This window comes from Microbacterium sp. LB12, from assembly GCF_037150835.1.
Classification (GTDB): Bacteria; Actinomycetota; Actinomycetes; order Actinomycetales; family Microbacteriaceae; genus Microbacterium.
Genome location: NZ_JBBCPF010000009.1, coordinates 82,855 through 107,806, shown reverse-complemented (window position 1 = coordinate 107,806; position 24,952 = coordinate 82,855). Strand labels below are relative to the sequence as shown.

At 67.5% G+C, this 24,952-nt stretch carries 27 protein-coding genes; 15 read left to right on the top strand and 12 right to left on the bottom strand.

Annotation, left to right across the window (positions count from 1 at the left end):
• The first annotated feature begins 7 nt into the window (after window positions 1–7).
• Genes WFM69_RS15535 through lnt form a run of 7 tightly spaced genes read left to right on the top strand, consistent with a single transcriptional unit; the run spans window position 8 to window position 8,000 of the window.
• Entirely contained in the window at window positions 8–922 is a 915-nt protein-coding gene (locus WFM69_RS15535; protein WP_337006228.1) for a hypothetical protein, read from the top strand.
• Window positions 922–1,914 (top strand): helix-turn-helix transcriptional regulator, encoded by a 993-nt coding sequence (locus tag WFM69_RS15530; protein ID WP_337006226.1) that lies wholly within the window; start codon window positions 922–924, stop codon window positions 1,912–1,914. The genes WFM69_RS15535 and WFM69_RS15530 overlap by 1 nt, the downstream gene beginning before the upstream one ends.
• On the top strand, window positions 1,911–2,897 hold the full coding sequence (locus WFM69_RS15525; protein WP_337006224.1) for a helix-turn-helix transcriptional regulator: 987 nt from the start codon (window positions 1,911–1,913) through the stop codon (window positions 2,895–2,897). The genes WFM69_RS15530 and WFM69_RS15525 overlap by 4 nt, the downstream gene beginning before the upstream one ends.
• Window positions 2,898–2,941: 44 nt before the next feature.
• Window positions 2,942–3,178, top strand: coding sequence for a Sec-independent protein translocase subunit TatA (tatA, locus tag WFM69_RS15520; RefSeq protein ID WP_337006222.1), 237 nt, complete (start codon window positions 2,942–2,944; stop codon window positions 3,176–3,178).
• Between the two features lie 57 nt (window positions 3,179–3,235).
• On the top strand, window positions 3,236–3,994 hold the full coding sequence (tatC, locus tag WFM69_RS15515; RefSeq protein WP_337006296.1) for a twin-arginine translocase subunit TatC: 759 nt from the start codon (window positions 3,236–3,238) through the stop codon (window positions 3,992–3,994).
• The gene (locus WFM69_RS15510; protein WP_337006220.1) at window positions 3,991–6,465 is read left to right on the top strand and encodes a DEAD/DEAH box helicase; all 2,475 of its coding nucleotides are present in this window, start codon (window positions 3,991–3,993) and stop codon (window positions 6,463–6,465) included. Before tatC ends, WFM69_RS15510 begins: the two co-directional genes overlap by 4 nt.
• An 11-nt stretch (window positions 6,466–6,476) precedes the next feature.
• On the top strand, window positions 6,477–8,000 hold the full coding sequence (gene lnt, locus WFM69_RS15505; protein ID WP_337006218.1) for an apolipoprotein N-acyltransferase: 1,524 nt from the start codon (window positions 6,477–6,479) through the stop codon (window positions 7,998–8,000).
• Here the strand turns inward: lnt and WFM69_RS15500 are convergent.
• The 4 genes from WFM69_RS15500 to WFM69_RS15485 form a co-directional block, all read right to left on the bottom strand.
• Window positions 7,997–8,380 carry an RNA polymerase-binding protein RbpA gene (locus tag WFM69_RS15500; RefSeq protein WP_337006216.1) on the bottom strand — a complete coding sequence of 128 codons (384 nt, stop codon included), beginning with the start codon at window positions 8,378–8,380 and terminating at the stop codon, window positions 7,997–7,999. The two genes, lnt and WFM69_RS15500, sit on opposite strands and share 4 nt — an antisense overlap.
• Window positions 8,381–8,505: 125 nt before the next feature.
• Window positions 8,506–9,282 (bottom strand): glycerophosphodiester phosphodiesterase family protein, encoded by a 777-nt coding sequence (locus tag WFM69_RS15495; protein ID WP_337006214.1) that lies wholly within the window; start codon window positions 9,280–9,282, stop codon window positions 8,506–8,508.
• A complete protein-coding gene (locus tag WFM69_RS15490; RefSeq protein WP_337006212.1) occupies window positions 9,279–10,208 on the bottom strand; it encodes an SPFH domain-containing protein in 930 nt (309 codons plus the stop codon). Before WFM69_RS15490 ends, WFM69_RS15495 begins: the two co-directional genes overlap by 4 nt.
• Window positions 10,209–10,217: 9 nt before the next feature.
• Complete coding sequence (locus WFM69_RS15485; protein ID WP_337006210.1) at window positions 10,218–10,691, bottom strand: NfeD family protein; 474 nt, start codon at window positions 10,689–10,691, stop codon at window positions 10,218–10,220.
• A 123-nt stretch (window positions 10,692–10,814) separates the two neighbouring features.
• Here WFM69_RS15485 and WFM69_RS15480 point away from each other — a divergent pair, with 123 nt between their 5' ends.
• Window positions 10,815–11,579 (top strand): SDR family oxidoreductase, encoded by a 765-nt coding sequence (locus tag WFM69_RS15480; RefSeq protein ID WP_337006208.1) that lies wholly within the window; start codon window positions 10,815–10,817, stop codon window positions 11,577–11,579.
• A 75-nt stretch (window positions 11,580–11,654) separates the two neighbouring features.
• Here the strand turns inward: WFM69_RS15480 and WFM69_RS15475 are convergent, their stop codons facing one another.
• Window positions 11,655–12,251 carry an HdeD family acid-resistance protein gene (locus tag WFM69_RS15475; RefSeq protein ID WP_337006206.1) on the bottom strand — a complete coding sequence of 199 codons (597 nt, stop codon included), beginning with the start codon at window positions 12,249–12,251 and terminating at the stop codon, window positions 11,655–11,657.
• A 182-nt stretch (window positions 12,252–12,433) separates the two neighbouring features.
• Between WFM69_RS15475 and WFM69_RS15470 the strand changes: the two genes are divergently transcribed.
• Genes WFM69_RS15470 through WFM69_RS15460 form a run of 3 tightly spaced genes read left to right on the top strand, consistent with a single transcriptional unit; the run spans window position 12,434 to window position 15,635 of the window.
• A complete protein-coding gene (locus WFM69_RS15470; RefSeq protein WP_337006294.1) occupies window positions 12,434–12,832 on the top strand; it encodes a helix-turn-helix transcriptional regulator in 399 nt (132 codons plus the stop codon).
• Between the two features lie 5 nt (window positions 12,833–12,837).
• Entirely contained in the window at window positions 12,838–13,248 is a 411-nt protein-coding gene (locus tag WFM69_RS15465; protein ID WP_337006204.1) for a VOC family protein, read from the top strand.
• A 29-nt stretch (window positions 13,249–13,277) separates the two neighbouring features.
• Complete coding sequence (locus WFM69_RS15460; protein ID WP_337006202.1) at window positions 13,278–15,635, top strand: excinuclease ABC subunit UvrA; 2,358 nt, start codon at window positions 13,278–13,280, stop codon at window positions 15,633–15,635.
• A gap of 26 nt (window positions 15,636–15,661) precedes the next feature.
• Here the strand turns inward: WFM69_RS15460 and WFM69_RS15455 are convergent, their stop codons facing one another.
• The 3 genes from WFM69_RS15455 to WFM69_RS15445 form a co-directional block, all read right to left on the bottom strand.
• Window positions 15,662–16,507, bottom strand: coding sequence for a class I SAM-dependent methyltransferase (locus WFM69_RS15455; protein ID WP_337006200.1), 846 nt, complete (start codon window positions 16,505–16,507; stop codon window positions 15,662–15,664).
• Between the two features lie 32 nt (window positions 16,508–16,539).
• Window positions 16,540–17,256 carry a tyrosine-protein phosphatase gene (locus tag WFM69_RS15450; RefSeq protein WP_337006198.1) on the bottom strand — a complete coding sequence of 239 codons (717 nt, stop codon included), beginning with the start codon at window positions 17,254–17,256 and terminating at the stop codon, window positions 16,540–16,542.
• A gap of 80 nt (window positions 17,257–17,336) precedes the next feature.
• The gene (locus WFM69_RS15445; RefSeq protein WP_337006196.1) at window positions 17,337–17,864 is read right to left on the bottom strand and encodes a hypothetical protein; all 528 of its coding nucleotides are present in this window, start codon (window positions 17,862–17,864) and stop codon (window positions 17,337–17,339) included.
• Between the two features lie 91 nt (window positions 17,865–17,955).
• On the opposite strand from WFM69_RS15445, the gene WFM69_RS15440 reads away from it, so the two are divergent.
• Window positions 17,956–18,705 carry an ABC transporter permease gene (locus WFM69_RS15440; RefSeq protein WP_337006194.1) on the top strand — a complete coding sequence of 250 codons (750 nt, stop codon included), beginning with the start codon at window positions 17,956–17,958 and terminating at the stop codon, window positions 18,703–18,705.
• 17 nt (window positions 18,706–18,722) lie between these two features.
• On the opposite strand, the gene WFM69_RS15435 is transcribed toward WFM69_RS15440, so the two are convergent.
• From WFM69_RS15435 to WFM69_RS15425, 3 genes are read right to left on the bottom strand one after another with little or no spacing between them, the layout of a single operon-like run.
• Window positions 18,723–20,069, bottom strand: coding sequence for a sensor histidine kinase (locus WFM69_RS15435; RefSeq protein WP_337006193.1), 1,347 nt, complete (start codon window positions 20,067–20,069; stop codon window positions 18,723–18,725).
• Window positions 20,066–20,746: a response regulator transcription factor gene (locus WFM69_RS15430; RefSeq protein WP_337006191.1), complete on the bottom strand. Its 681-nt coding sequence runs from the start codon at window positions 20,744–20,746 to the stop codon at window positions 20,066–20,068. The genes WFM69_RS15435 and WFM69_RS15430 overlap by 4 nt, the downstream gene beginning before the upstream one ends.
• A gap of 25 nt (window positions 20,747–20,771) precedes the next feature.
• Window positions 20,772–21,590, bottom strand: a complete 819-nt coding sequence (locus tag WFM69_RS15425; RefSeq protein ID WP_337006189.1) for a COG4705 family protein — start codon at window positions 21,588–21,590, stop codon at window positions 20,772–20,774.
• A gap of 196 nt (window positions 21,591–21,786) precedes the next feature.
• Here WFM69_RS15425 and WFM69_RS15420 point away from each other — a divergent pair, with 196 nt between their 5' ends.
• The 3 genes from WFM69_RS15420 to WFM69_RS15410 are packed head-to-tail and all read left to right on the top strand — an operon-like array spanning window position 21,787 to window position 24,522.
• Entirely contained in the window at window positions 21,787–23,307 is a 1,521-nt protein-coding gene (locus tag WFM69_RS15420) for a glycosyltransferase family 39 protein (protein ID WP_337006187.1), read from the top strand.
• Window positions 23,308–23,309: 2 nt separating this feature from the next.
• The gene (locus WFM69_RS15415; protein WP_337006185.1) at window positions 23,310–24,059 is read left to right on the top strand and encodes a polyprenol monophosphomannose synthase; all 750 of its coding nucleotides are present in this window, start codon (window positions 23,310–23,312) and stop codon (window positions 24,057–24,059) included.
• Entirely contained in the window at window positions 24,052–24,522 is a 471-nt protein-coding gene (locus WFM69_RS15410; RefSeq protein ID WP_337006183.1) for a GtrA family protein, read from the top strand. The genes WFM69_RS15415 and WFM69_RS15410 overlap by 8 nt, the downstream gene beginning before the upstream one ends.
• Window positions 24,523–24,531: 9 nt before the next feature.
• On the opposite strand, the gene WFM69_RS15405 is transcribed toward WFM69_RS15410, so the two are convergent.
• Window positions 24,532–24,900, bottom strand: coding sequence for a VOC family protein (locus WFM69_RS15405; protein WP_337006181.1), 369 nt, complete (start codon window positions 24,898–24,900; stop codon window positions 24,532–24,534).
• Window positions 24,901–24,952 lie beyond the last annotated feature (52 nt).

The window sequence follows — 24,952 nt, the reverse complement described above, 5'->3', positions numbered from 1 at the left end:
GGAGCGCGTGCGTAAAACGTCCGCCGTTCTGGCGTCTCTCAGCCTCGTCGTCCTCGCCCTGACCGGGTGCACCGCGACCGCGTCCTACGATGGTGCGGCCTGCGATCGCAGCGCCGGTGGCGATGAGATCTCGAACATCGCCGATGTGAGCGGTGACCTCGGCTCGGTGCCCGATGTCACGGTCTTCAGCCCGGTCAAGCTCGACAAGAGCGGATTCGCGGACGTCACCGTCGGCGAGGGCCGTGCTCTCGAGACGCCGTTCCAGCCGCTCGTGATGGACATCGCATTCTTCAGCGGCAACAGCGGTAAGCCGCTGTACAAGTCCGAGTTCAACGGCGACCCGACCAGGGTGCACAGCATCGACTACTGGGCCCAGCGCTCGCCCGGATTGAGCGATGTGCTGTCCTGCGCGACCGCAGGGAGCCGGGTCCTCGCCGTGCTGACGCCCGAGGACTTCGGCCCGCAGAACGTCGAGGGATTCGGACTCGCCAAGGGCGAGGACATCGTCGCGGTGATCGACGTGCTCGACGTCATGCCTGCGAAGGCCTCCGGTGCGCTGCAGTTCAACGACGCGCGGGGCCTGCCGACGGTCGTGCGCGCACCTGACGGCACCCCGGGCATCATCATCCCCGACGTCGCGGCGCCGAAGGAGATCACGACGCAGACCCTCATCAAGGGAGACGGCGCGACGGTGAAGGCCGACGACGCGCTCGTCACCAACGTGATGGGCGTGAGTTGGGATGACAAGACCGTCACCACGAACACCTGGGGTTCCGACGCTGCTCTCACGCAGGTGAACCCGCAGCTCATCGGTGCGACCGTGGGCTCTCAGGTGCTCATCGTGACCCCGGCCAGCGGGTCCACCCCGGCCACCGCCTTCGTCATCGACATCCTGGGCGCAGTGACGGCGCCCACGCAGTGATGGCCGCCCGGATCCCTGCGGAGGAGCGTCTGACGAATCTCGTCGTGGCGCTCATGTCCACGGAGATCGGGCTGACCAAGCAGCAGATCCTCGACAACGTCTCGGGGTATCGCCAGCGCGCGGATGCCGGAACACGGTCGGATGCGCTCGAGAAGATGTTCGAGCGCGACAAGGATGAGCTCCGCGCTCTCGGGGTCCCGATCGAGACGATCGGTGATGCTGCGGATCCGAATGACCTCCGCGAGGCCCGCTACCGTATTCCCCAGGCGGAATACGACCTGCCCGACGACATCGATTTCTCTCCGGCCGAGTTGGCGGTGCTCCGTCTGGCCGGGAGTGTGTGGAGCGCGGAATCGGTCTCGGGCGATGCGCAGTCCGGTGTGCGCAAGATCCGCGCGCTGGGCATCGACGGCGACGAGCCGATCATCGGATTCGCCCCGCGCATCACGGCTCGCGATGCAGCGTTCTCGCCGTTGCAGGATGCCATCGAGCGCAGCAGAGTGGTCTCCTTCGACTACCTCAAGCCCGGTGAGGACGCCCCTCGTCGCCGCAGCATCCGCCCGCTGGCGCTCGTGGACTACGAAGCGCGCTGGCACGTCTTCGGCGTGGACGTGGAGGTCGACGAGGATCGGACATTCCTCCTCAGCCGGATCATCGGCGAGGTGCGCCTGAGCTCCGCCGCCTTCGATCCCGCACTCCGCGACGGCGCGGGGGAGCGCGCGCTCTCCGGCCTGGAACGCGTTGCCGCCGAGAACTCGGCCCTGCTGGAGATCACGCCCGGCACCGAGGCGGCACTCCGACTGGGACGTCGTGCCACCCCGGCGACGCAGGGCATCATGGTGCCGTTCGTGGACCTGCACATCCTCGCGGACGAACTCGCGTCCTACGGCCCAGAGGTGCGGGTCGTCGAACCCGCCCCGCTGCGGGAAGCCGTCATCGCGCGGCTCCGTTCCGTCGTGAGCGCTCACACCGACGTCGAGGAGCCGCGATGACCGCCCAGCCGAAGCCGCTGCTCGCCGCGGACCGCGTGCGCCTCTATCTGACGCTCGTGCCCTACCTGCTCGAGCACGGGCAGGTCTCCCTCGCCGAAGCCGCCGACGACTTCGGCGTCACCCCGCGCGAAATGCGCAGCATGGTCGAGAAGCTCACGGTCATCGGGCTGCCTGGCGAGTCGGGCTACTGGCAGCAACCGCAGGAGATGTTCGACATCAACTGGGATCTGCTCGATCACGAGGACGTCATCGAGATCACCAACGACGTCGCGCTGCGGCGGGTACCGCGGTTCACCGCACGAGAGGCCGCCGCGCTGCTGGCCGGTCTGCAGATGGTCGCCGCCGTACCCGCGGTGTCCGACTCCGGACTCGTCGCGGGCCTCATCTCGAAGCTCTCCCGCGGTGCGGCGGACGCACCGGCGGATGTGGTCGTCGCGCCCAGCGCGGTGGACGAGGTGCGGGAAGCCGTCGCTCGTGGTCTGCAGCAGGGCGTCGCGATCTCGTTCACGTATCAGGCGCCGGACACGACACCGACGACGCGCACCGTCGACCCGGTGCAGATCCTGATCACGAACGGCCAGTGGTATCTGCAGGGGTGGTGCCACCTGCGGCAGGCGATGCGCACCTTCCATCTCGATCGTGTCAGCACGCCGACGCTGACCGACATCCCGATCACTCATGGCGGGGACGCTGTTCCCGAGGCGTTCGCCGGACTCGATCAGGAACGCGTCGTGACAGTGCGGGTGCCTGAACGCCTCGCCCCGCTGCTGTCGGGGTTCCTGCCCTCCGACACGGTCGACGTCGTGGTCGACGGTGAGGTGACGATGCAGCTGCATCTCGCGGATCCTCGCGCGATCAAGAGGCTCGCCGCCCGTTTCGGGGGCGCGATGGAGGTCCTCGATCCCGGTGTCGCGCGCACCGCGACGAGGGAGTGGGCGGCATCAGGACTCGCGCTGTACCACCGACCCGATGCAAAGGTTTGATCTGTAGACTGGGTCGAACGCACATCGACGACGGGAATCCTGACATGTTTGCTGGAATGCAAGGCTGGCACCTGCTGATCGTGCTGGCTGTGATCCTCCTTCTGTTCGGTGCTGCCAAGCTGCCGGCTCTCGCGAAGAGCATGGGCCAGTCCGCCCGGGTCTTCAAGGGTGAGATGAAGGCGATGAAGGAAGACGACGCTGCTCGCGCCGACTCCACGGTCGCTGAGCCCACCACGGTGAAGGACTCGGGGATCGAGCCTGAGACTCCGCCTCGCGCCTGACCGGCCGTGGCAGCCATCGAACCGACCGTGATGCCGAAGGCGGATCGGGATCGACGGATGTCGCTGGGCGCGCATCTGGTCGAACTGCGCAAGCGCCTGATGATCGCCGCGATGGCGCTCGTGGTCGGCATGGTGCTCGCCTTCCTGATCACCGACCCTGTGATCAGCTTCATCACGAAGCCGATCAACGACATCGCTGAGCAGCGCGGCGAGGATGTCGCGGCTCTCGTCTACTCGACGATCACCGGCCCGTTCGACATGCGGATGCGGATCGCCTTCTCGCTCGGTCTCTTCATCTCCGCGCCGGTGTGGCTCTGGCAGATCTGGGCCTTCATCATGCCCGGCCTCACCCGCAAGGAGATCCGCTACACGGTGGCGTTCGTCGCCGCGGCTGTTCCGCTGTTCTTCGCGGGCTGCTACGTCGGCGTCATGATCCAACCGCACATCATCGAGCTGATGGCGAGCTTCACGCCGGAGGGGGCGAAGAACCTCTTCCAGGCGCAGGAGTACTACGACTTCATCTTCAAGCTGATGATCGTGATCGGGATCTCCTTCGTCCTGCCCGTGTTCCTGGTCGCGCTGAACGTCGCCGGCGTGATGTCGGGGCGGGCGATCCTCAAGGGATGGCGGGTCGCCATCATCATCGCCACGGTCTTCGCCGCTCTCGCGACTCCCGCTGCCGATGTGATCAGCATGCTGATGCTGGCAGGGATCCTGATCGTGCTCTTCTTCGCCGCCGCGGGTCTGTCTCTGCTCTTCGACCGCCGCAAGCGCAAGCGCGACGAGGCGTCCGGCCTCCTGCCTGGCGCCGCATGAGCTCGCCGTCCGAGCGGTACGCGCAGGCACAGGTCGCGGCCGAGCACCCGCAGTCCACGGCCTTCGCAGCGCTGCAGCGATTCCAGCTCGATCCCTTCCAGGTGGCCGGGTGCCACGCATTGGAGAACGGTCGCAGCGTGCTCGTCGCCGCTCCCACCGGCGCCGGCAAGACCGTCGTGGGGGAGTTCGCGATCCATCTCGCGATGCAGACCCCCCACGACAAGGCGTTCTACACGACGCCGATGAAGGCGCTGTCGAACCAGAAGTTCCGCGAGCTGGTCGAGGTCTACGGCGCCGACCAGGTCGGGCTCCTGACCGGCGACACGAACATCAACGGCAATGCCCGCATCGTCGTGATGACCACCGAAGTGCTGCGGAACATGATCTACGCCGACTCCACGGCACTGCGTGAGCTGCGCTACGTGATCATGGACGAGGTCCACTACCTCGCCGATCGCTTCCGCGGGGCGGTGTGGGAAGAGGTGATCATCCATCTGCCCGCGCGCGTGCGTCTCGTGTCGCTGAGCGCGACCGTGTCGAACGCGGAGGAGTTCGGCGACTGGCTCGACACCGTCCGTGGAGACACCGAGGTGATCGTCTCGGAGATCCGGCCGGTGCCGCTCGAACAGCACGTCCTCGTGCGGGACGACCTGCTGCCCCTCTTCGACGATCGGGCGGGTCTCGCGACCGCGCAGGTGAACCAGGAGCTGATGCGCATCCGCTCCTCGACGGGATCGAACTACGACGGCAACCGACGAGCGCAGTCGTATCGGAGCGATCGGCACGCGGGTCGCGAGGCCAAACGGCCCGCTCGCGGAGGACGCCGCCCCGTCCGCGCCTCCAACGCCCGTCGCATCGAGCGGATGGATCGGCCGGACGTCATCCGCCTCCTGGAGCGCGCGAACCTCCTGCCGGCGATCTTCTTCATCTTCAGCCGTGTGGGTTGCGATGCCGCGGTGCAACAGGTGCGGCGCTCCGGCATCCGGCTCACGTCGGCGGAGGAGAGAGCCGAGATCCGCGCCATCGTCGAGGACCGCACTCGCACCCTCCAGGATGAGGATCTGGACGTGCTGGGGTACTGGGAGTGGCTCGACAACCTCGAGCGCGGTGTGGCATCTCACCACGCCGGCCTCCTGCCCGCGTTCAAGGAGGTCGTCGAGGAGCTTTTCCGACGCAAACTGATCAAAGTCGTCTTCGCCACCGAGACCCTGGCACTGGGCATCAACATGCCCGCCCGGACGGTCGTGCTCGAGAAGATGGAGAAGTTCAACGGTGAAGCGCGGGTCGCGATCACGTCGGGGGAGTACACGCAGCTGACCGGACGCGCAGGTCGCCGCGGCATCGACGTCGAAGGTCATGCGGTCGTGCAGTGGACCGAGGGCATGGATCCGCAAGCGGTCGCCGCGCTCGCCTCACGTCGCACCTATCCGCTCAACTCCAGCTTCCGGCCCACGTACAACATGGCCGTGAATCTGATCGACATGTTCGGCAAGGCGAGGGCGCGCGAGATCCTGGAGTCCTCGTTCGCGCAGTTCCAGGCCGATCGAGCGGTCGTCGGGCTCGCCCGGCAGGTCCGTGAGGCCGAGGAGTCGCTGACGGGCTATCAGAGCGCGATGGCCTGCGAGCACGGAGACTTCCCGGAGTACGCCGCCATCCGCCGTGAGCTGAGCGACCTCGAGAAGAAGAATCGCCAGGAGTCCCACGCTCCGCGCGCATCGCGCGACAAGCGCATGAAGCGCATCCAGACGTTGCGGACCCAGATGCAGCGGCACCCGTGCCATCGCTGCCCCGACCGGGAGGCGCACGCGCGGTGGGCGGAGCGCTACTGGAAGCTCAAGCGTCAGACGGATCGGACCCGTCGGCAGATCGAGGCCCGCACCGGAACGGTCGCGCGCGTGTTCGACCGGGTCGTGGAGGTGCTCGAGACGCTGGACTATCTGGTCCAGGAGGACGGTGAGACCGCGCTGACGGAAGCTGGGCGCACGATGCGGCGCATCTACGGCGAACGCGATCTGCTGGTGGCCGAGTCGCTCCGGCAGGGACTGTGGTCGGGCCTCGATGCCCCATCGCTCGCGGCCATGGCCTGCTGCCTCGTGTACGAACCCCGCCGGGACGAGGCGAACTCCGGTGAGCGAGGACTCCCGCGCGGAGCCTTCCGCGCGGCGTACGAGAAGACGACCACTCTGTGGGCGGAGCTCGATGACCTCGAGCAGGACCACCATCTTCCCGGGAGTGAGCCTCTCGCCGCCGGTCTCGCCGGTGCGATGCACTCCTGGGCACGCGGCGGCACGCTCGACCGGGTGCTGATCGACGCCGACATGGCGGCGGGCGATTTCGTGCGGTGGGCGAAGCAGACGATCGATCTGTTGGACCAGCTGTCGATCGTGGCGGAGGATGCCGCTGTCGCGCGGACCGCGCGTACGGCACTCGACCGCGTGCGCCGCGGCATCGTCGCGTACTCGTCGATGTGAGAATGGACGGGATGACCGAGTCCCGAGCGCCCCGGCGCGCCCTCCTGCCGCTCTGGGCCGCGGTGCTCGCTGCCGCAGTCGCTGCGCTGCTGATGAACCTCGCCTACCCGGGGGCGGCGGTGTGGGCGCTCGCGTTCCCTGCGGTCGCGCTGCTGCTTCTCGCACTGATCGGGCGCCGATTCGGCGGGGCATTGCTGGTCGGGCTGGTCTACGGCATCCTCTTCTTCGCCCTCCTGGTCTCGTGGACCTCGCGCTACCTCGGACCGATTCCGTGGGCGGCGCTGAGCGTCGTGGAGGGCGGACTCACCGCGTTCGCGCTGATCCCGATCGCTCTGGCCTACCGCTGGCTGCCACGGGCGTTCCCCGGGACCGCAGGGCGCCTTCTGGCGCTTCCGAGTCTCGTCGCGGCGCTCTGGGTCGGGCGGGAGCTCTTCATCGGCTCCTGGCCCTACGGGGGCTTCCCCTGGGCACGGATCGGCATGAGCCAGGCCGAGAGTCCGCTCGCCCCGATCTCATCGTGGGTGGGGGTGAGCGGACTGAGCTTCCTGATGGTCCTGTTCGTCGCGATGCTCATCGAGCTGGGACGGACGGGGGAGTGGCGTCGACCGGTGCGGCTCATCGTCCCGGCCGCGCTCATGGTTGTGCTTCTGCTGACCCCTCTCTTCCCCACGTCGTCGGCCGGCTCGATGCGGATCGCGGCGGTGCAGGGGAACGGCCCGACCGGCTACTTCGACGACCGGGAACCGTTCTCCGTCATCCAGGCGCAGACCGACGCGACGGTTCCCCTGTACGGAGAGGACGTGGACCTCCTCGTGTGGCCGGAGGGTTCGCTCGATGCCGATCCGTTCCAGAACGACGCCATCGCGCGCCGGATGACGCTGATCACCACGCGGATCAGTGCGCCGCTGCTGGCCAACGCGGCGACCGGGCGTGACGACCTGTACTTCAACACTTCGATGCTCTGGACCTCCGACGGCACCGCGACCCAGACGCACGACAAGCGCCATCCCGTGCCGTTCGGGGAGTACGTGCCGGATCGTGCGTTCTACAACGCAATCGTGCCCGATCTGATCGGACTCATCCAACGCGAGTACACGCCCGGGTCCAACCCTCCATTGATGGAGGTCGACGGTGTCCAGGTGGGGCTGGCCATCTGCTTCGACGTGATCTACGACGACGTGATCTGGGAGGGAATCAACGGGGGTGCGCAGGTGCTCGTGTTCCAGACGAACAACGCCGATTTCCGGGGCACGGATGAGAACCTTCAGCAGTTGGCCTTCGCCCGGATGCGTGCGATCGAGACCGGACGCAGCGTCGTGAACGTGTCGACCGTGGGCACGAGCCAGGTCATCCGTGCGAACGGGTCGACGGTCACGAGCCTGGACGCAGGAGAGGCCGGCGCGATGCTCGAGGATGTCGAGCTTCGTACCGGCCTCACAGCGGGTGTGGTCCTGGGCCCCTGGATTCAGCAACTGCTGCTCTGGGGCGGTCTGGGCGCGCTCCTCGTCGGGTGGTGGCGCGCCCGGAGGCGCTAGGCCCCGATCTTCTCGCGGGTGGGGTCTTCCCCGGCGCCTCGGCGGGCACGGATGAAGGCGAGACGCTCCTCGAGGAGCTCTTCGAGCTCGGCGCGGGTGCGGCGCTCCATGAGCATGTCCCAGTGGGTGCGCGCGGCCTTCTCGTCACTGACCTCGAGCGTGACGGCCTGGCCGTCGACGTTCAGGCGGGCTTCCGCGCCGCATGCGCGGCACTCCCAGGTCTGGGGCGGTTCGGCGTCCGCCGCGAACATCAGGTTCGTGACGTGGCCGCAGGTGTCACAGGTGTAGGTGGTCTCACGGCGCTCCATGAAAACGACGCCCTCTTCGCTCTGTAGGCTCTGGGCGCCGAGTCGGATGCCGCGCAGGCTGCGATCTGCCATTGTGTGGTCCTCTCGTCGCTGTCAGGTATAACGCTCCAGCCTGTGCGCTTCATCCACGCCAGCGTCTTCTCGGCGGGATTCACAGGGTAATCCCAGCGCCAGAGGTTATGGGGCGCGTCGTCCTGTCAGCGCGGAGAGAGGGTCTTCAGTGCCACGTCGGCCCGGTCCGACACGATTCCGTCGGCGCCGGCCGCCACGAGTCGGGCCATATCAGCAGGATCGTTCACCGTCCAGATGTGAACCTCCACGCCGAAACGGTGTGCCGCCTTCAGCAGAGCCGGGGTGAGCACGGTGAGCGGCCCGTAGCGCTCGGGGATCTGGAGGGCGTCGATGTCCCGGAGAATGCGGGCGGGGGAGAGGCGGAGCGCCGACAGCGCTCGCAGGCTCGCGATCGTCCTGCTGCCACCCGAGGTCGCCGGACGCAGGGACGCGCCCGCGCGCAGCACCGAAGAGACGGTTGCGCGACGGTTGGCGTCCGAGAAACTCGTCACGAGAACCCGGTGCGTGTCGTCGACGAGGATCGGGCCGAGTGGAGAGACGGCGGCGTCCGTCTTCACATCGATGTTGAAGCGCACGTCAGGGAGCGACGCCAGCGCCTCGCCGACCGTCAGCAGCCCCCCATGATCGGCGAACATCGCCCGCAGCTCGCGTGTGCGGACCTCGCGGACCGCGCGGGGATCGTCGACGAGACGGGTCAAAGTCGCGTCGTGGAACAGCACGACATCACCGTCCGCCGTGACCTGGCAGTCGGTCTCGATGTACTCGACGCCCGCGGCATGGGCGGCGGCGAACGCGGCGGCGGAATTCTCCCAGACGCCCGAGTCCTCGCCTGCCGCGGTGATCAGACCACGGTGGGCGAGGACTCGGGGATGCCGCGTCTTCGAGAAGTAGGGGTGCGTCAAGCGCCCGGAAGCGTGTTCATCGGGCCCTGGCCCGGCTTCGGCGTGAATGCGCTTCCGATCCCCTTGAGCGCCTCGGTCAGCTCGCTCGGGATGATCCACAGCTTGTTGGACTGTCCTTCGCTGATCTTCGGCAGCATCTGCAGGTACTGGTAGGCGAGGAGCTTGTCGTCCGGCGCACCCTGGTGGATCGCACTGAACACGTTCTGGATCGCCTCGGCCTCACCCTGTGCACGGAGCACGGCGGCCTGCTTGTCACCTTCTGCGCGCAGGATCTCGGCCTGCCGAGCACCCTCGGCTTCGAGGATCGCCGACTGTTTGGTGCCCTCCGCCGTCAGGATGGCCGCACGACGATCACGCTCGGCGCGCATCTGCTTCTCCATCGAGTCCTGGATCGAGATGGGCGGGTCGATCGCCTTGAGCTCGACACGTCCGACGCGGATACCCCATTTGCCGGTCGCCTCATCGAGGACCACACGGAGCTGGCCGTTGATGTTGTCGCGGCTGGTGAGGGCCTCTTCGAGGTTGAGACCACCGACGACGTTACGCAGGGTCGTGGTCGTGAGCTGCTCGACCGCGCCGAGGTAGTTGGCGATCTCGTACGTCGCAGCGCGGGCGTCGGTCACCTGGAAGTAGACGACGGTGTCGATCGAGACGACGAGGTTGTCCTCGGTGATCACCGGCTGCGGCGGGAAGGAGACGACCTGCTCGCGCATGTCGATCAGGGGGCGCAGCCGATCGATGAACGGGACGAGCACGTTCAGTCCGGGCGTGAGGGTCTTGTGGTAGCGCCCGAGGCGCTCCACCACGCCGGCCGTGGCCTGGGGGATGATGCGGATCGCACGCGCGATCGTGACCACCACGAAGATGATGACCGCGATGACGAGTATCCAGCCGATCGCGGCGGGGATGAACGAGGTGTCGTTCACGGGGTGCTCCTAGTCGTTGACGGGGCGGACGATGGCTGTCGCACCGTTGATCGCGCTCACGGCGACCGGGGCGCCCTGCGGGATCGGGACGGGCGTGGCGGTGCGGGCGGTCCAGGTGTCGCCGTTGGCGAGCTTGACCTGTCCGGAGATCTGGGTGATGTCGTCCAGCGCGATGCCGCGCAGATCGAGGAGGGCGTCGACGTTGGACTTCGTGGGATCCTCACCACGGTGGAGCCGCCGGAGCAGCGGTGGTCGCAGGAACAGGATGAAGAGCGCGGCCGCGGCGGCCGCGATGAGCACCTGGATCCAGACCGGGATGCCGATGAAGTCGGTCAACAGGCCGACGACGGCGCCGAAGCTCAGCATGAGGAACGTGAAGTCGAGCGAGAGCATCTCGATCACGAGGAAGACGGCGATCAGGACCAGCCAGCCGATCCAAGCCCATTGGTCGATGAACGTGACGAATGTCGTGAAGTTGTCCATGCGGCCTCCTTTCTGGTCAACGTATCACGCGCAGGACCGCCGATCGCGGTGCCACAGCGCACGCTTGGTAGTGTGTGAAGGCCGTGCGATCACGGCGTTTTTCACGCATCATGAGGAGTCACCGTGACCGACGTTCTTCCCGCAGGATCCCTCGACGGCAAGGTCGCTCTTGTCACCGGTTCATCACGCGGGATCGGCGCCGACACCGTCCGCTACCTCGCCGAGGCCGGCGCCGATGTCGTCATCAACTTCCGCAACAAGGCGCCGCGTGCCGAGAAGCTCGCCTCGCAGCTGCGAGAGCTCGGACGTCGAGCCCTCGTCGTCGGTGCCGACCTCACCGATCCGGCATCGGTGGCCGAGATGTTCGAGGCGATCCGTGCCGAGTACGGGCGGCTCGATGTGCTCGTGCTCAACGCCTCCGGTGGCATGGAATCCGGGATGGCGGAGGACTACGCCCTCACACTGAACCGCGACGCGCAGCTGAACGTCCTGAACGCCGCGACGCCGCTCCTGGGCGAGGGCGCGCGCGTCGTGTTCGTGACCAGCCACCAGGCGCACTTCATCCGCACCACGCCGACCATGCCCGAGTACGAGCCGGTCGCGCTGTCGAAGCGCGCGGGAGAGGATGCGCTCCGTGAGCTCATCCCGGGCCTGGCCGAGAAGGGGATCGGGTTCACGGTCGTCTCCGGCGACATGATCGAGGGCACGATCACCGCCACACTGCTCGAGCGCGCCAATCCCGGTGCGATCGCCGAGCGCCGTGAGTCCGCGGGCAAGCTCTACAACGTGTCGGAGTTCGCAGCGGAGGTCGCCAAGGCCGCCGTCGATCCAGTCCCGGCCGACAACACGCGCTTGGTCGGCGACGTGAGCGCATTCGTCGCCGAATAGGCACCGAAGACAGAGAATCGGCCCCGTCCTGCACGATGCAGGACGGGGCCGATCTCGTTGCTCGATCGAGCCCGGTCAGCTCGCGGCGCCACCCTGTGCGGCGGCGACGAACTCCTTGGCGTCCTTGCCGAGCGTGATGGCACGCACGATCTGGACGATTCCGAGGATCACGAGCGAGATGCCCAGCAGCAGCCAGAAGGCGAAGCCGGCGATCAGCGGCGAGAACAGGACGATGATTCCGGCGACGATGCTGAGGATCGCGTACAGGAGCGTCCAGACGCGGGAGCCGTCGCTGCCGAGGAGGGTCAGCGCGACGATTCCGTCGATGATCCAGCTGACACCGATGAAGATCACGACGACGAACGCCAGCGTCGCCGCGGCGACGTTGAGGTTGAAGAACGCGATGACACCGGCGGCGATGTAGAGCAGCCCGAGGACGATGTGTCCCACGCGTGCCCACCCGCCCTTGGTGCTCGAGAAGATGCCGAGTCCGATGTAGACCAGACCGGCGATGACGAGGTAGGACGCGAAGATCGCCGTCACGATGACCGCGGACTTCACCGGCCACACGAGGAGGACGATTCCCGCGATCAGCGCGAGAACACCGGCGACGGCCAGCGTGACACGGATCGACTTGAACAACGACTTCGCCTCGGTGAGTGGTTCAGACATGGTGGGGACCCCTTTCTGAGAAGATCCTGTGAGGATGCACCCTCAGGGTAGCGCTCGGAGAGGCGGGTGCGGGGGAGAAGCGGCCGCCCGCGTTTCTCTCCGTCATGTCGAGACACGCGGCGACATGACAAAATCGACTCGTGACAGCCGTGGACGAAGCCCGCCTGCGCGAGCTCATCGTGATGCGGAAGGTCAGGGACCGCATCGACCGGGAGTACGCGAAGCCTCTCGACGTGGAGGCGCTGGCGCGCGGTGTGCACATGTCCGCCGGGCATCTGAGCCGGCAGTTCCGCGAGGCGTACGGCGAGTCCCCGTACTCGTATCTGATGACGCGCCGCATCGAACGGGCCATGGCGCTTCTGCGACGAGGCGACCTCACGGTGACCGAGGTGTGCTTCGAAGTGGGGTGCTCCTCGCTCGGGACCTTCAGCACGCGCTTCTCTGAACTCGTCGGTGTCTCACCCCGCGTGTACCGTGAACGCGCTGCCACCGTCGAGGGGATTCCCTCGTTCCAGGCCAAGCAGGTCACCAGACCGATCAGGAATCAAGAAGCGCCGCGCACGACAGCGCACCTAACGTGAAGACCATGAACATCAGCATCCACTACGCATTCCTTCCGCACACCGACGCCGAGGCCGCGCTCACGTTCTACCGCGACACGCTCGGCTTCGAGGTGCGCAACGACGTCGGATACGACGGCCTGCGCTGGCTCACGGTCGGCCCTGAGGGGCAGCCCGAGACGTCGATCGTGCTGCACCCGCCGGCAACCGACCCCGGCATCACGGATGCTGAGCGCCAGACGATCCTCGAACTCATCGCCAAGGGCAGCTACGGAGCCCTCACCCTTGCGAGCGATGACGTCGACGGTCTCTTCGAGCGCCTCGTCGCAGGAGGCGCCGATGTCGTGCAGGAGCCGATGGATCAGCCCTACGGCGTGCGCGACTGCGCGTTCCGCGATCCTGCGGGCAACCTGCTCCGTATCAATCAGGCTGCCTGACCGAGCTCCGACACGAACGAAGGACACCGATGACCGCTGACGTGCATCCCGCCGACACCCACGACCTGATCCGCGTCCAGGGCGCACGGGAGAACAACCTCAAGGACGTCAGCGTCGACATCCCGAAGCGGCGTCTGACGGTGTTCACCGGGGTGTCGGGCTCGGGGAAGAGCTCGCTCGTGTTCGACACGATCGCGGCGGAGTCGCGGCGCATGATCGACGAGACCTACAGCGCCTTCGTGCAGGGCTTCATGCCGTCGGTCCCGCGCCCGGATGTGGACGTGCTCGACGGACTGACCACTGCGATCATCGTCGACCAGGAGCGCCTGGGCGCGAATCCCCGCTCGACCGTCGGCACGGTGACCGACGCCAACGCCATGCTGCGCATCCTGTTCAGCAAGCTCGGACAGCCGTACATCGGCGGACCGACGGCGTTCTCGTTCAACATCCCCACGCAGCGGGCCAGCGGCGTGATGACCGGGCCTGGCGGCGAGAAGAAGATCGTCAAGGATGCGATCTACCTCGGCGGGATGTGCCCCCGGTGCGAGGGCAGGGGAGCGGTGTCGGACCTCGACCTGGCACAGATCGTCGACGAGTCGAAGTCGCTCGACGAGGGTGCGATCATGGTGCCCGGATACACGGCGGACGGGTGGATGGTGAAGGGCTTCTCGCAGTCGGGGTTCTATCCCGGCGACACGCCGATCGCCGAGTTCACCGAGAAGCAGCGTCATCTCTTCCTCTACGGCGAGGTCACGAAGGTCAAGATCTCGGGCATCAACATGACCTACGAGGGCCTGATCCCCAAGATCACCAAGTCGATGCTGTCGAAGGATCTCGACGCGCTCCAGCCGCACATCCGCGCCTTCGTCGAGCGGGTCGCGACCTTCGCGGTCTGCCCCGGGTGCGATGGGACGCGGCTCACAGAGGGCGCGCGGTCGTCGAAGATCGACGGGGTCAGCATCGCAGACGCGTGCCGCATGCAGGTGACGGACCTCGCCGCGTGGGTGCGCGGCCTCGATCTCCCGGGCGCCGGCCCTCTGCTCCAGGCGCTCAGCGCGAACCTCGATGCGTTCGTGACGCTCGGCCTCGGGTACCTGAGCCTGGAGCGCCCCTCGGGAACCCTGTCCGGCGGGGAAGCGCAGCGGATCAAGATGCTGCGTCATCTCGGATCGTCGTTGACCGACGTCACCTACGTCTTCGACGAGCCCACGATCGGTCTGCACCCGCACGACATCCAGCGCATGAACGGCCTCCTGCTGCAGTTGCGCGACAAGGGCAACACGGTGCTGGTCGTGGAGCACAAGCCGGAGACCATCGCGATCGGCGATCATGTGATCGATCTCGGACCGGGCGCGGGAAGCGCCGGGGGAGAGATCTGCTTCGAGGGCACGGTCGAGGGGCTGAAGGCCAGCGGCACCCGCACCGGAGACCACCTCGAGGACCGCGCTCAGCTGAAAAGCGCGGTGCGTGCGGGCCAGGCCGCGATCGAGGTGCGCGGCGCCAACGCCAACAACCTCCAGGACGTCGACGTCGACATCCCCAGCGGAGTGCTGACCGTGGTCACGGGCGTCGCCGGGTCCGGGAAGAGCTCACTCATCCACGGGTCGGTGTCGAAGCGCGAGGGCGTGGTGGCGATCGACCAGGGCGCGATCAAGGGCTCACGACGGAGCAACCCGGCGACCTACACCGGGCTGCTGGAGCCGATCCGAAAGGCGTTCGCGAAGGCCAACGGCGTGAAGCCGGCCCTGTTCAGCGCGAACTCCGAGGGCGCCTGTCCGTCGTGCAAGGGGGCGGGCGTCATCATCACCGAGCTCGGCTTCATGGACACCATCGAGACACCCTGCGAAGACTGCGGTGGCAAGCGATTCCAGGCGAGCGTGCTCGAGTACAAGCTCGCCGGCAAGGACATCACGGAAGTGCTCGACCTGCCGGTGGCCGAGGCACGTGTGTTCTTCAGCGACGGCGAGGCCAAGCTTCCGGCTGCCACCGCCATCCTCAGCCGGATGGAGGATGTCGGGCTCGGCTACCTCTCGCTCGGGCAGCCGCTGTCGACGCTGTCCGGCGGCGAGCGGCAGAGGATCAAGCTCGCGATCCAGATGGGGGAGAAGGGCGACGTCTACGTCCTCGACGAACCCACGACGGGGCTCCACCTCGCCGATGTGGACAAGATCCTCGGTCTGCTCGACCGACTGGTCGACGCGGGCAAGACGGTGATCGTGATCGAGCATCACCAGGCCGTCATGGCGCACGCCGACTGGATCATCGACATCGGCCCCGGTGCCGGTCATGACGGAGGCCGCGTGGTCTTCGAAGGGACGCCGAGCGATCTGGTATCCCAGAAGTCGACGCTCACGGGGGAGCACTTGGCCGCGTACGTCGGCGCCTGAGCGTTCGACCAGGCGTCGGGACGGCCTCAGTCGAGACGCGCGATGATCGTGTAGGTGCAGGGGAGGAGGTCGCGCTCGGCTTCCGGCCAGGCGTAGCCACCCGGGACTTCGACCATGCGCTCGCTGAACCGCCACGGCAACGTCCTGCCCTCGTCGAAGTGCACGATCCGGAGTCCTGCGCGCAGCAGAGCTCCGAGTATCTCGGACAGCGAGTGCGGCCACTCGTAGGTGCGCGCATGGGCGACCTGACCTGTTCCCGCGTACGTCGAGGCGTCGTCCCACTGCTGGGCGTGGCCGGTGGCGAAGTACGGATACCGCGCCGTGAGCGTTGGAGCCTCCTCGTCAAGCGCATTCAGAGCGGGGTGACCGTCACGGATGAAGAAGGTGCCGCCAGTCCGCAGCAGCCCGACGATCTGTGCCGCCCACTTGTCCAGGTCGTCGAGCCAGCAGATCGTGCCGATGCTCGTGTACACGACATCGAAGTCGCCGGAGACGGCGGCACGTGCGTCCAGAACGTCGGTCTCGACCCACGTCGCGTCCACGCCGACGCGCGCGGCGAGCTGCGCCGCAACGCGGAGGGCGGACGGTGAGAAGTCGACTCCCGTCACGCGCGCTCCCACTCGGGCGAAGGAGACGGTGTCGGTGCCGATGTGGCACTGCAGGTGGCAGAGCTCGAGTCCTGACACGCTTTTCGACGGCAGGAACGGCGTCAGGGCGTCGAGGTCGTCGCGGACGACGTCGCTGAGGTGGTCCGGGTCGTCGAAGGCGTCGAGGCCATAGGCCGCCTCGTGCAGTGGTACGCGATCCTCCCAGTTCTCCTGGTTCGCGCGGCGCGCGGACTCCCAGCCGATCTCCACGTTGCTTCCGTTCACGGTGTGAGCCTACCGGGGGTGAGGGGAGGTGATCAGGCTGGCGGAGACACCGACCCGCGCCAGGACTCGATCGCCGCACGCGTTCGGGGTGCAACGTCGGCGTGGTGGAACCAGGCGTCAAGGTCGAGGCCGGCGTACGCCTCCCGGAACGCCGACTCGGGCGTGTGTCCGAATCGGCGCAGGACCTCGTGGCGTGCTGCGACTTCGGACGAGCGACCGTGGAGCACTGCGGCCGCATCGGCAGTCGCGAAAGAGTCGAGGTAGTCGGCGGTCGCGGCGTCTTCGGTGGTGTCGAGCGCACGCAGCAGCACGGCGGAGACGAGTCCGGTCCGATCCCACCCGGCAGAACAGTGGAAGAGGACGGCTCCTTCTTCGGCGGCCGCCAGCGCGTCAAGGACGGCAGTGAGCCGGTGCGGGAGATCGTCGAGGTGGGGAAGATAGTATAGCGGCGTTCCCCAGCGTCCATCCGCCTCGTACTGTGCCCAGAAATCGGCCTCGTCGCCGTCGAGATCGACCTGCACGTGATCGACCGGTGGAGGGATTCGGCCGGAGCGCTCATCGGGCCTCCGGAGGTCGACCACCGTACGGACGCCGATGGCGCGGAGGCTTCGCCAACCGTCGGCGTCCACGCGGTCGAGTCGCTCCGCACGGATGAACACACCCGTCGGCGTCTCCGCGCCGTCCCGGCGCTCGAGGCCGCCGAGGTCGCGGGCGTTGGCGAGTCCGCTGATGTGGAGCGTGCGTGTCATGGCGGGCAGTCTCGCATCAGGAGCCGGGGTTCCGGCTAGGGCTATGCCCCTCTTGAATATCTCCGATAATGCACATTATGTCAGATTGTATGAGACTGTCGCGACCGTGCAATGCTGCGCGCGCTCCTCCATCGCACCGGCCAGACGAAGTGCGCGACGGAGAACGCGAACACGAACCATGCGGCCCAGAGCAGCCAGAGAGGTACCGATCCGCCCGCAGTCGACGACAGATCGCTCATCACTCCGGATGCCACCATGACGACACAGCCGATGAATCCCGATACCGCCCCGGCGACCGTGATCTCCCCGTGCGCGAGCCATCGAGACCGGATCGCGGGCACGAGGCGGAGTGGCAGCCCGACGATGAGTGCGCCGAGCATCGAGGGCACGGCGACCACGACGCCGATGATGTTCCACCCGATGAGCGTCACGCCGCCGTCGTATTCCTGCGCGCTCGGCGCGATCAACAAGAGAACCTGCATCGCTACGAACAGCACCAGGCCGCCGACGAAGAACTGGACCGCGGTCAGTGCCCTCATCGCTGCGCCGCGCCGTGGCGCACGCTCCTCGGCAGTGTTCGTCTGCTCCCCCGTCAGGTCTTCACTCACGCCGCGAGTCTATGCCGGGCGGCCTGCGCCGCTGAGGGCCCTCCCCTCCGGGCGCGCCGATCGGTCTGGCCGATCGCCCTAAGCTGTGCTCATGAGCGGGCTCGACGAGTATCTGCCGACGCTGTGGGGCGTCGGTGCGCTCGTCGTCATCACGACCGGTTTGCTCCTGGCCTATCGTGTGCGGAGCGGCTGGTCCCCCGCCCTGGCGATCCTGCGCGGCGCTCTCCAGCTCGCCGTGATCAGCCTGATCCTGAGCGGGGTGATCGAGAATCTCTGGCTCGTGGGTTGCGCTCTAGCGGTGATGTTCATCGTGGCGACCACCACCGCCACCCGACGGCTGGGCTGGACGACGAAGCACTATGCGGTGGTCTGCTGCGCTATGGGTACGGGTATCGCCGTGTCGCTCGGCATCGTCTTCCTCACCGGCGCACTCGAACCCACACCTCGATACCTGCTGGCCATCGGCGGCATCGTCATCGGGAGCGCGATGGGGATGGCGACCGTCTCCGGTCGGACGCTCATCGAATCGATCGGCGTGCGGTGGGAGCAGGTCGAAGGGTGGCTCGCGCTCGGCGCCACACCGCGACAGGCGACCCTCCCTCTCGCCCGCGGTGCTGTGCACACAGCACTGGTGCCGGCAGTCGACCAGACGAACACCACCGGACTCGTCACGCTCCCCGGCGCCTTCGTCGGCGCGATCTTCGGTGGCATCTCCCCGATCGAGGCGGGGCGCTTCCAGATCGTCGTGCTCGCCGCCGTCCTCGCCACGGGAGCGATCACCGCCGTGATCACCGCCAGCTGGCTCGCCCCCGTGCGACAGCGCCCCCTCGCGATCGCCTGAACCGACGGGCCAACGCGTCACGCCGTCGGCAACCACACCTCGACACGGAGCCCCACGGTCGGCGTGTTGACGAGCGAGACCGATCCACCGGCGTTGGCCGCGATGCCCGCCACGATCGAGAGTCCGAGCCCTGCGCCACCCTTCGAGCGGGCTTCGCTCTGCCGGGCGAACCGATCGAGCGCGAACGGCACGAACTCCTCGTCCATGCCGCCGCCATCATCGTTGACCGCGAGGATGACGCCACCGCTCCCCTGCGTCAGGCGGAGCTCGATCGCTCCTTCGTCACCGATCGCGTTGGCCGCGTTGCCGATCAGGTTGTCGCAGATGCGCCCGAAGTCGTCGACGCTCACCGAGACGACCGCGCCGGGCAGCCTGATGTCGTCGGCGTAGTCGATGCGGACCCGCCGCCCCGCCACGCGCAACCGACCGCGATCCGCGGCGTCCGCCAGTTCCTCAGCAAGGGCCGCGATGGAAGCGCTTCCACGAGTGGTCTGGGCGTCGATCCGGGACAGCTCCAGCAGGGAGGTCGCAAGAGACGACAGCCGGGTGAGGGTGCGCTGTGCGGCCGCGACATCGCTCTTCATGTCGTCGAGGGTCAAGGACTGCCGCTGCGCCAACTCCAGCCGCGTCTGGATGATCGCGAGCGGTGTGCGGAACTCGTGGCTCGCGTCCGACACGATCTGGCGCTCCCTCTCTGCCGAGGCGCGCAGCTGCACGATGAGCTCGTTCAGGGTCTCGGCGAGCTCGGAGATCTCGTCGTGTGCGGGCCCGACCGGCAACAGCTCTGCGCCGGGCGCGGCGACCAGTTCGGACGCGCTCCGCCGCAGTCGCGAGACCGGGCTGAGTGCTGCTGACCCGATCAGCCACGAGGACGCGGCGAACGCGACGTTGATCCCCGCGATGCTCGCGATGAGCAGCCAGGCGAGCGCGCTGAGGACAGCCGAGTCGGCCTCGTCGGCGGTGACGACACGCCACGTCCCCTCCCCCGCGTCCACCGACGTCGAGCGCACGACGAACCGTGACGACGCTGCGTCGACCGTGCGGTCGCCGTCCGGTTCCGCGGCGAGTTCCGAGACCCTCTCCGACAGCCCCTCCGGCAACGTGTCGAGCGCGACCGTTCCCGACGGGTCGATGACCGCCACGTACTGACCGGGTCCGGGCATGTCGAGTTCCGCCGTGTCGCCAGTGGTGATGGCCGTGACGTATTGCCCCTCGATCCCCTCGAGCACGCGGATCTGGCTCTCATCGACGATCCTCGCCACCTGGGAGTAGATGACGATGCCGGCGACGATGGAGATGAGGATCGCGATCAGGAGGCTTCCACCCGTGATCCGCGCTCGGATCGTCAGCCGGGAGAGGTTCATGGGCCGCCCGCGATCAGCTCGAACCCGATCCCCCTGATCGTGACGATCCGCGCAGGGGCGCCGACCGCGTCGAGCTTGCGACGGACATAGCTGACGTACTGATCGACGATGTTGGCGTCGATGAAGGCGCTCGAGCCCCAGATCGCATCGAGGATCTCTCCGCGCGGGAGCACGCGGCCGACGTTCGAGGCGAGGAGACGGAGCAGATCGAACTCCGTGCGGCTGAGACGCAGCTCACCGCCGTCGGTCGAGATCTGATGCCTGGTCATGTCGATGTGCAGACCGCCGACGTCCAGGCGCGTGCTGCCGATCGCATCCCGACGGCGGAGAGCACGCAGCCGTGCGGCGAGCTCCACGAACTCGAACGGCTTGGTGAGGTAGTCGTCGGCGCCGGCGTCGAGTCCGCGCACGCGGTCGTCCACCGCGTCCCGCGCTGTGAGGAGGATGATCGCCAGGCCGGCGTGCTGTCGACGCAGCCAACGGCAGAGCTCGAACCCGGACATCCCGGGCAGCATCACATCGAGGATCGCGATGTCGTAGCCGCCGTCGCCCGCCAGAGCCATCGCTTCGACACCGTCGACCGCCACGTCGACGTCGTACCCCTCGCCGCGGAGACCGCGGGCGATCAGGTCGGCCATCTCTGGCTCGTCCTCGACCGTCAGGATGCGCAGTGCCACGTGCTCGACCTCCCTCGTGCCGATCCTACGGCGCGACCGCGAGACGGGACGGTGCATCGGCGAGCTCAGCCTCACGGCGTTGCCGGGACACCTTCACACCGAGGCACGTCGCCACCGCCACGATGATCCCCAGGAACACCACGCTCGTGACGGTCGTGCCGACGCCCAGACCACCGTCCGCCGGATTCTGCGAGAGCAGGTCACCCACGGATGCACCCAGCGGCCGAGTGAGGATGTACGCCGTCCAGAAGCAGGCGACAGCGTTCGCCTTGAGCGCGAACCGAGCGATGACGATCACACCGATCAGCGCTGCGAAGAAGATCGTGCCGAAGACGTACCCGAGGCCCAGGCCTTCGGAGACGAGGTCGCCCGCCGCCGTGCCGAGCGCGAACGTGAACAGGATCGCGACCCAGTAGAACGCCTCGCGGCGGCGCGTGAAGATGGTGTGGATCGACAGCGTCCGCTCGCGCGCGAACCAGATCCCGAAGGTCACGGCGAGCACGATGGTGAAGATGATCGTGCTGACCCAGAGGGGGACGCCCAGCACATCGGTGAGGTTGTCTGTGAGGAGTGTGCCGACGATGCTGATCAGCACCACGACCGTCCAGTAGATCCCGGAGGTGTAGCGCTTCGTGGCGAACTGCGCCGCGAGTGCGAGGAGCAGCGCACCTCCCATCACACAGGTGGTGATGGTGAGCCCCCATCCCAGATCGACGTTGAGGAAGTCGGCGAACGTCTCCCCCGTCGTGGTGGAGAGCACCTTGATCAACCAGAACGCGAACGTCACCTCGGGTACGCGGTTGAACAGGACGGTGCGGGCATGGTCACGTCCGGAAGCTGTCATGGGGTCAGGTTCTCGGCGCTTGCTTGACGTTCCCTCCGTTGCGATGCGGTATCCGGTGAGCGTTCTTTCAGAGATTCGGCTCGTCGCGGCGATCCTGAGAGCCTTCTCACGCAGTTGCCCGCTGCGCCGAGGTGGCTCCGATGTTCGGCGGGCAGTGTGACGAGCACACACAGCTCGTCGGGGCGGAGGACATCGGATGCTGGACACGCAGGTCGCCCGCACTGACGTCCGCCCGGTGGCGGTGCCGCGGGTCCCGCGCGCGTCGGTTCCGTGGCTGCTCGGGGCTCTCGGTGCCGTGTTCGGTTTCACGGGTTCGTGGATCCCGTCGTATTGGGGTGATGAAGCCGCGAGTGTGATGTCGGCGGAGAGATCGTGGTCGAGCCTGACCGGACTGCTCGGGAACATCGATGCGGTGCACGGTGTGTACTACGCGCTGCTCCATGTCTGGGTGGGCGCCTTCGGCGCGACGGAACTCGCCACCCGGCTGCCGAGCGCCATCGCGGTGGGGCTGATGGTGGCGGGCACGGTGTTCCTCGTGCGGGAGTTCGCCGTTCCGCGTGTGGCCGTCATCGCGGGCGTGGTCGCGATCGTGCTCCCCCGCACCACCTCGATGGCCACCGAGACGCGCTCCTATGCGATGGGCGCGGCGGCCGCCGTCTGGCTCACCGTGTTGCTCGTCCGACTGCTCCGACGTCGTGCGGGTCGCGGCGGCTGGGCCGGGTACGCCGTGGCCGCCGCCGCGTGCATGTACCTCTTCCTGTACCTCGGGCTGATCCTCCTGGTCCACGGTCTCTACGTCGCGATCGTGTATCGCGATCGTGTCCGTGCATGGCTCGGTTCCTGTGCCGCCGCGCTGGTGCTGGCACTGCCGATCATCATGCTCGGCTATCGCCAGCGGTCCCAGATCGCGTTTCTGGCGCGGCGCGACTACACGACCCTGCACAATGTGCTCGTCTCGCAATGGTTCGGCACCACCCTCGTCGCGGTCGTCGGCTGGCTGCTGATCGCGGCAGCCGTGGTGGCGTTCGTCGTCGCTGCAGCCCGTCGAGGCGTGAGCCTTCCGCCGGCGCAGCGGCTCGCCGGGCTCGCCCTCGCCTGGCTCGCGCTTCCGACGACGATCTTGCTGACGGGGAACGCGGCCCTCTCGCCGATGTACAACGTGCGGTACCTCTCCTTCTGCGTCCCGGCTGCCGCGATCCTGATCGCACTCGGTGCCGAGATACTCGGCGCGCGCCTCGCCCGACCCGCACAGCACGTCCTCCCCATCGCCCTCATCGCGGTGCTCGTGATCGCGTGCCTGCCGGTCTACACAAGCCAGCACACACCGTGGGCGAAAGATGGTGGCAGCGATTGGCGTGCCGTCGCCGCCTACGTGTCCGCGAACGCCACCACCGGCGACGCCGTCCTCTTCGATCAGACGACCAAGCCTTCGAGAGACCCGCGCATCATGCTGTCGCTCTATCCGAGCGACTTCGCCGGGCTCCGCGATGTCGCGCTCGCCGTGCCGTACGCGGAGCGCACGCACCTGTGGGATGCGGTGATCTCGAATGCCGACGCCGTCGCGGCAGACCGCACCCTGACGAGCGTCTGGGCGATGGAGCTCCCGGCGGCGGCCGGCCAGCCGACCGACATCACGATGCTCCTGCACCACGGCTTCACGCTCGACACCGCCCAGCGCATCAACCGCACAACCGTGTACCACCTGACCAAGGAGTAGCCATGTCCGCGCACACGCTCGTCATCCTCCCGACCTACAACGAGGCGGAGAACATCGCGCACGTCGTCGAGCGCATCCGACGCAGCGCCGCAGACGTCGACATCCTGATCGTCGACGACGGCTCGCCCGACGGAACCGGAGACATCGCCGATGCGATCGCCGATACCGACGCTGCCGTGCACGTGGCACACCGCCCGGGAAAGTCGGGCCTCGGCGCCGCCTATCTGTACGGCTTCGAGTGGGCCGCGCTCCGTGGGTACGAGGCGGTCGTGGAGTGCGACGCCGACGGTTCCCACCACCCGGAAGAGCTCGAACGACTGCTCTCCGCGCTCCGCACAGCCGATGTCGTCGTCGGCTCCCGGTGGGTACCGGGCGGCCTGGTCGAGGATTGGCCCCTCTCCCGGAGGCTGCTGTCGCAGATGGGAAGCGCCTACGCCCGCGCGGCCCTGCGTCTGCCACAGCACGACATCACCGGCGGCTACCGGGCGTACCGCATCGCGGCGCTGGAGCGGATCCGCCTCGACACGATCCAGAGCGAGGGGTACTGCTTCCAGATCGAGATGCTGTGGCGGGCTCGCGATGCGGGGCTGCGGATCGCAGAGGTGCCGATCACCTTCACCGAGCGACGCCGGGGAGCCTCGAAGATGCGCGGTGGCATCGTGATCGAAGCGATGTGGCGGGTGACACTCTGGGGTCTGCAGGCACGCATTCCGCGGAGGCCCCGGAGCAGGACGGCTCCTCGCCATGTCTGAGATCTTCGACCGTCCGATCGTTCGTGAGCTCATCCGGTTCGCTGCCGTCGGAGGCGTGGGCGTGCTCGTCGACTTCGTGGTCTTCAACGTGCTGCGCGCCACCATCCTCGTCCCCGGCAGCATCGCCGGCGCGGTATTGATCGCCAAGGCGGTGGCGACGCTTCTGGCGATCTTCGCCAACTGGGCCGGGAATCGCTGGTGGACGTTCCGCGATCGGCGCAGCACGAACATCGCCGCTGAGATGGCGTCGTTCGTGACGGTCAGCCTCATCGGCAGCGGGATCGCACTCGGCTGCCTGGCCATCAGCCACTACGTGCTGGGACTCACCTCGGTCCTCGCCGACAACATCTCGGCGAACGTCATCGGACTCCTGCTCGGCTCGCTGTTCCGTTTCGCCGCTTCCCGCCGGTGGGTGTTCCGCGCTCCGGCTCTCGTGCACACGGGACCGCGGGGCCTCGCCTGACGATGCCGTCTACTGCGAAGACCACACACCGAGTTCGTTGCCGCTGGGATCGGCGAAATGCAGGCGTCGGCCTCCAGGGAACGCGTAGGCCTCCTGAAGGATCGAGCCACCGGCTGCCACGATGCCCTTCGCAGTCGCGTCGAGATTCTCCGAGTAGAGCAGCACGAGCGGGCCGCCCGCGGGCCGCGGCTCATCGGCGAGAAGGAGGCCGCCCACCTCGGTGCCGTCGCCACTCGGTGAAGCGATGCCCGCGTAGCCCGGGCCGTAGTCGTTGAACGTCCAGTCGAACGCGTCGGCGTAGAAGTGCTTCGCCGCGTCGAGATCGGTCACGACGAGTTCGACGTAGTCGAGGGAGTGATGCAGAGGAGAACTGGTCATGCGGTCACGCTAGCCCCTGGCGCGGACATTCGCGCTCCGACGCAGGAGTACC

Coding starts and splice junctions, on each gene's coding strand:
- WFM69_RS15510 (WP_337006220.1), top strand. CDS start 3,991: ATGAGCTCGCCGTCCGAGCGGTACGCGCAGGCACAGGTCGCGGCCGAG.
- WFM69_RS15475 (WP_337006206.1), bottom strand. CDS start 12,251: ATGTCTGAACCACTCACCGAGGCGAAGTCGTTGTTCAAGTCGATCCGT.
- tatA (WP_337006222.1), top strand. CDS start 2,942: ATGTTTGCTGGAATGCAAGGCTGGCACCTGCTGATCGTGCTGGCTGTG.
- WFM69_RS15500 (WP_337006216.1), bottom strand. CDS start 8,380: ATGGCAGATCGCAGCCTGCGCGGCATCCGACTCGGCGCCCAGAGCCTA.
- WFM69_RS15450 (WP_337006198.1), bottom strand. CDS start 17,256: ATGACACGCACGCTCCACATCAGCGGACTCGCCAACGCCCGCGACCTC.
- WFM69_RS15460 (WP_337006202.1), top strand. CDS start 13,278: ATGACCGCTGACGTGCATCCCGCCGACACCCACGACCTGATCCGCGTC.
- WFM69_RS15425 (WP_337006189.1), bottom strand. CDS start 21,590: ATGACAGCTTCCGGACGTGACCATGCCCGCACCGTCCTGTTCAACCGC.
- WFM69_RS15435 (WP_337006193.1), bottom strand. CDS start 20,069: ATGAACCTCTCCCGGCTGACGATCCGAGCGCGGATCACGGGTGGAAGC.
- WFM69_RS15525 (WP_337006224.1), top strand. CDS start 1,911: ATGACCGCCCAGCCGAAGCCGCTGCTCGCCGCGGACCGCGTGCGCCTC.
- WFM69_RS15410 (WP_337006183.1), top strand. CDS start 24,052: ATGTCTGAGATCTTCGACCGTCCGATCGTTCGTGAGCTCATCCGGTTC.
- lnt (WP_337006218.1), top strand. CDS start 6,477: ATGACCGAGTCCCGAGCGCCCCGGCGCGCCCTCCTGCCGCTCTGGGCC.
- WFM69_RS15440 (WP_337006194.1), top strand. CDS start 17,956: ATGAGCGGGCTCGACGAGTATCTGCCGACGCTGTGGGGCGTCGGTGCG.
- tatC (WP_337006296.1), top strand. CDS start 3,236: ATGTCGCTGGGCGCGCATCTGGTCGAACTGCGCAAGCGCCTGATGATC.
- WFM69_RS15530 (WP_337006226.1), top strand. CDS start 922: ATGGCCGCCCGGATCCCTGCGGAGGAGCGTCTGACGAATCTCGTCGTG.
- WFM69_RS15405 (WP_337006181.1), bottom strand. CDS start 24,900: ATGACCAGTTCTCCTCTGCATCACTCCCTCGACTACGTCGAACTCGTC.
- WFM69_RS15415 (WP_337006185.1), top strand. CDS start 23,310: ATGTCCGCGCACACGCTCGTCATCCTCCCGACCTACAACGAGGCGGAG.
- WFM69_RS15465 (WP_337006204.1), top strand. CDS start 12,838: ATGAACATCAGCATCCACTACGCATTCCTTCCGCACACCGACGCCGAG.
- WFM69_RS15470 (WP_337006294.1), top strand. CDS start 12,434: ATGCGGAAGGTCAGGGACCGCATCGACCGGGAGTACGCGAAGCCTCTC.
- WFM69_RS15420 (WP_337006187.1), top strand. CDS start 21,787: ATGCTGGACACGCAGGTCGCCCGCACTGACGTCCGCCCGGTGGCGGTG.
- WFM69_RS15485 (WP_337006210.1), bottom strand. CDS start 10,691: ATGGACAACTTCACGACATTCGTCACGTTCATCGACCAATGGGCTTGG.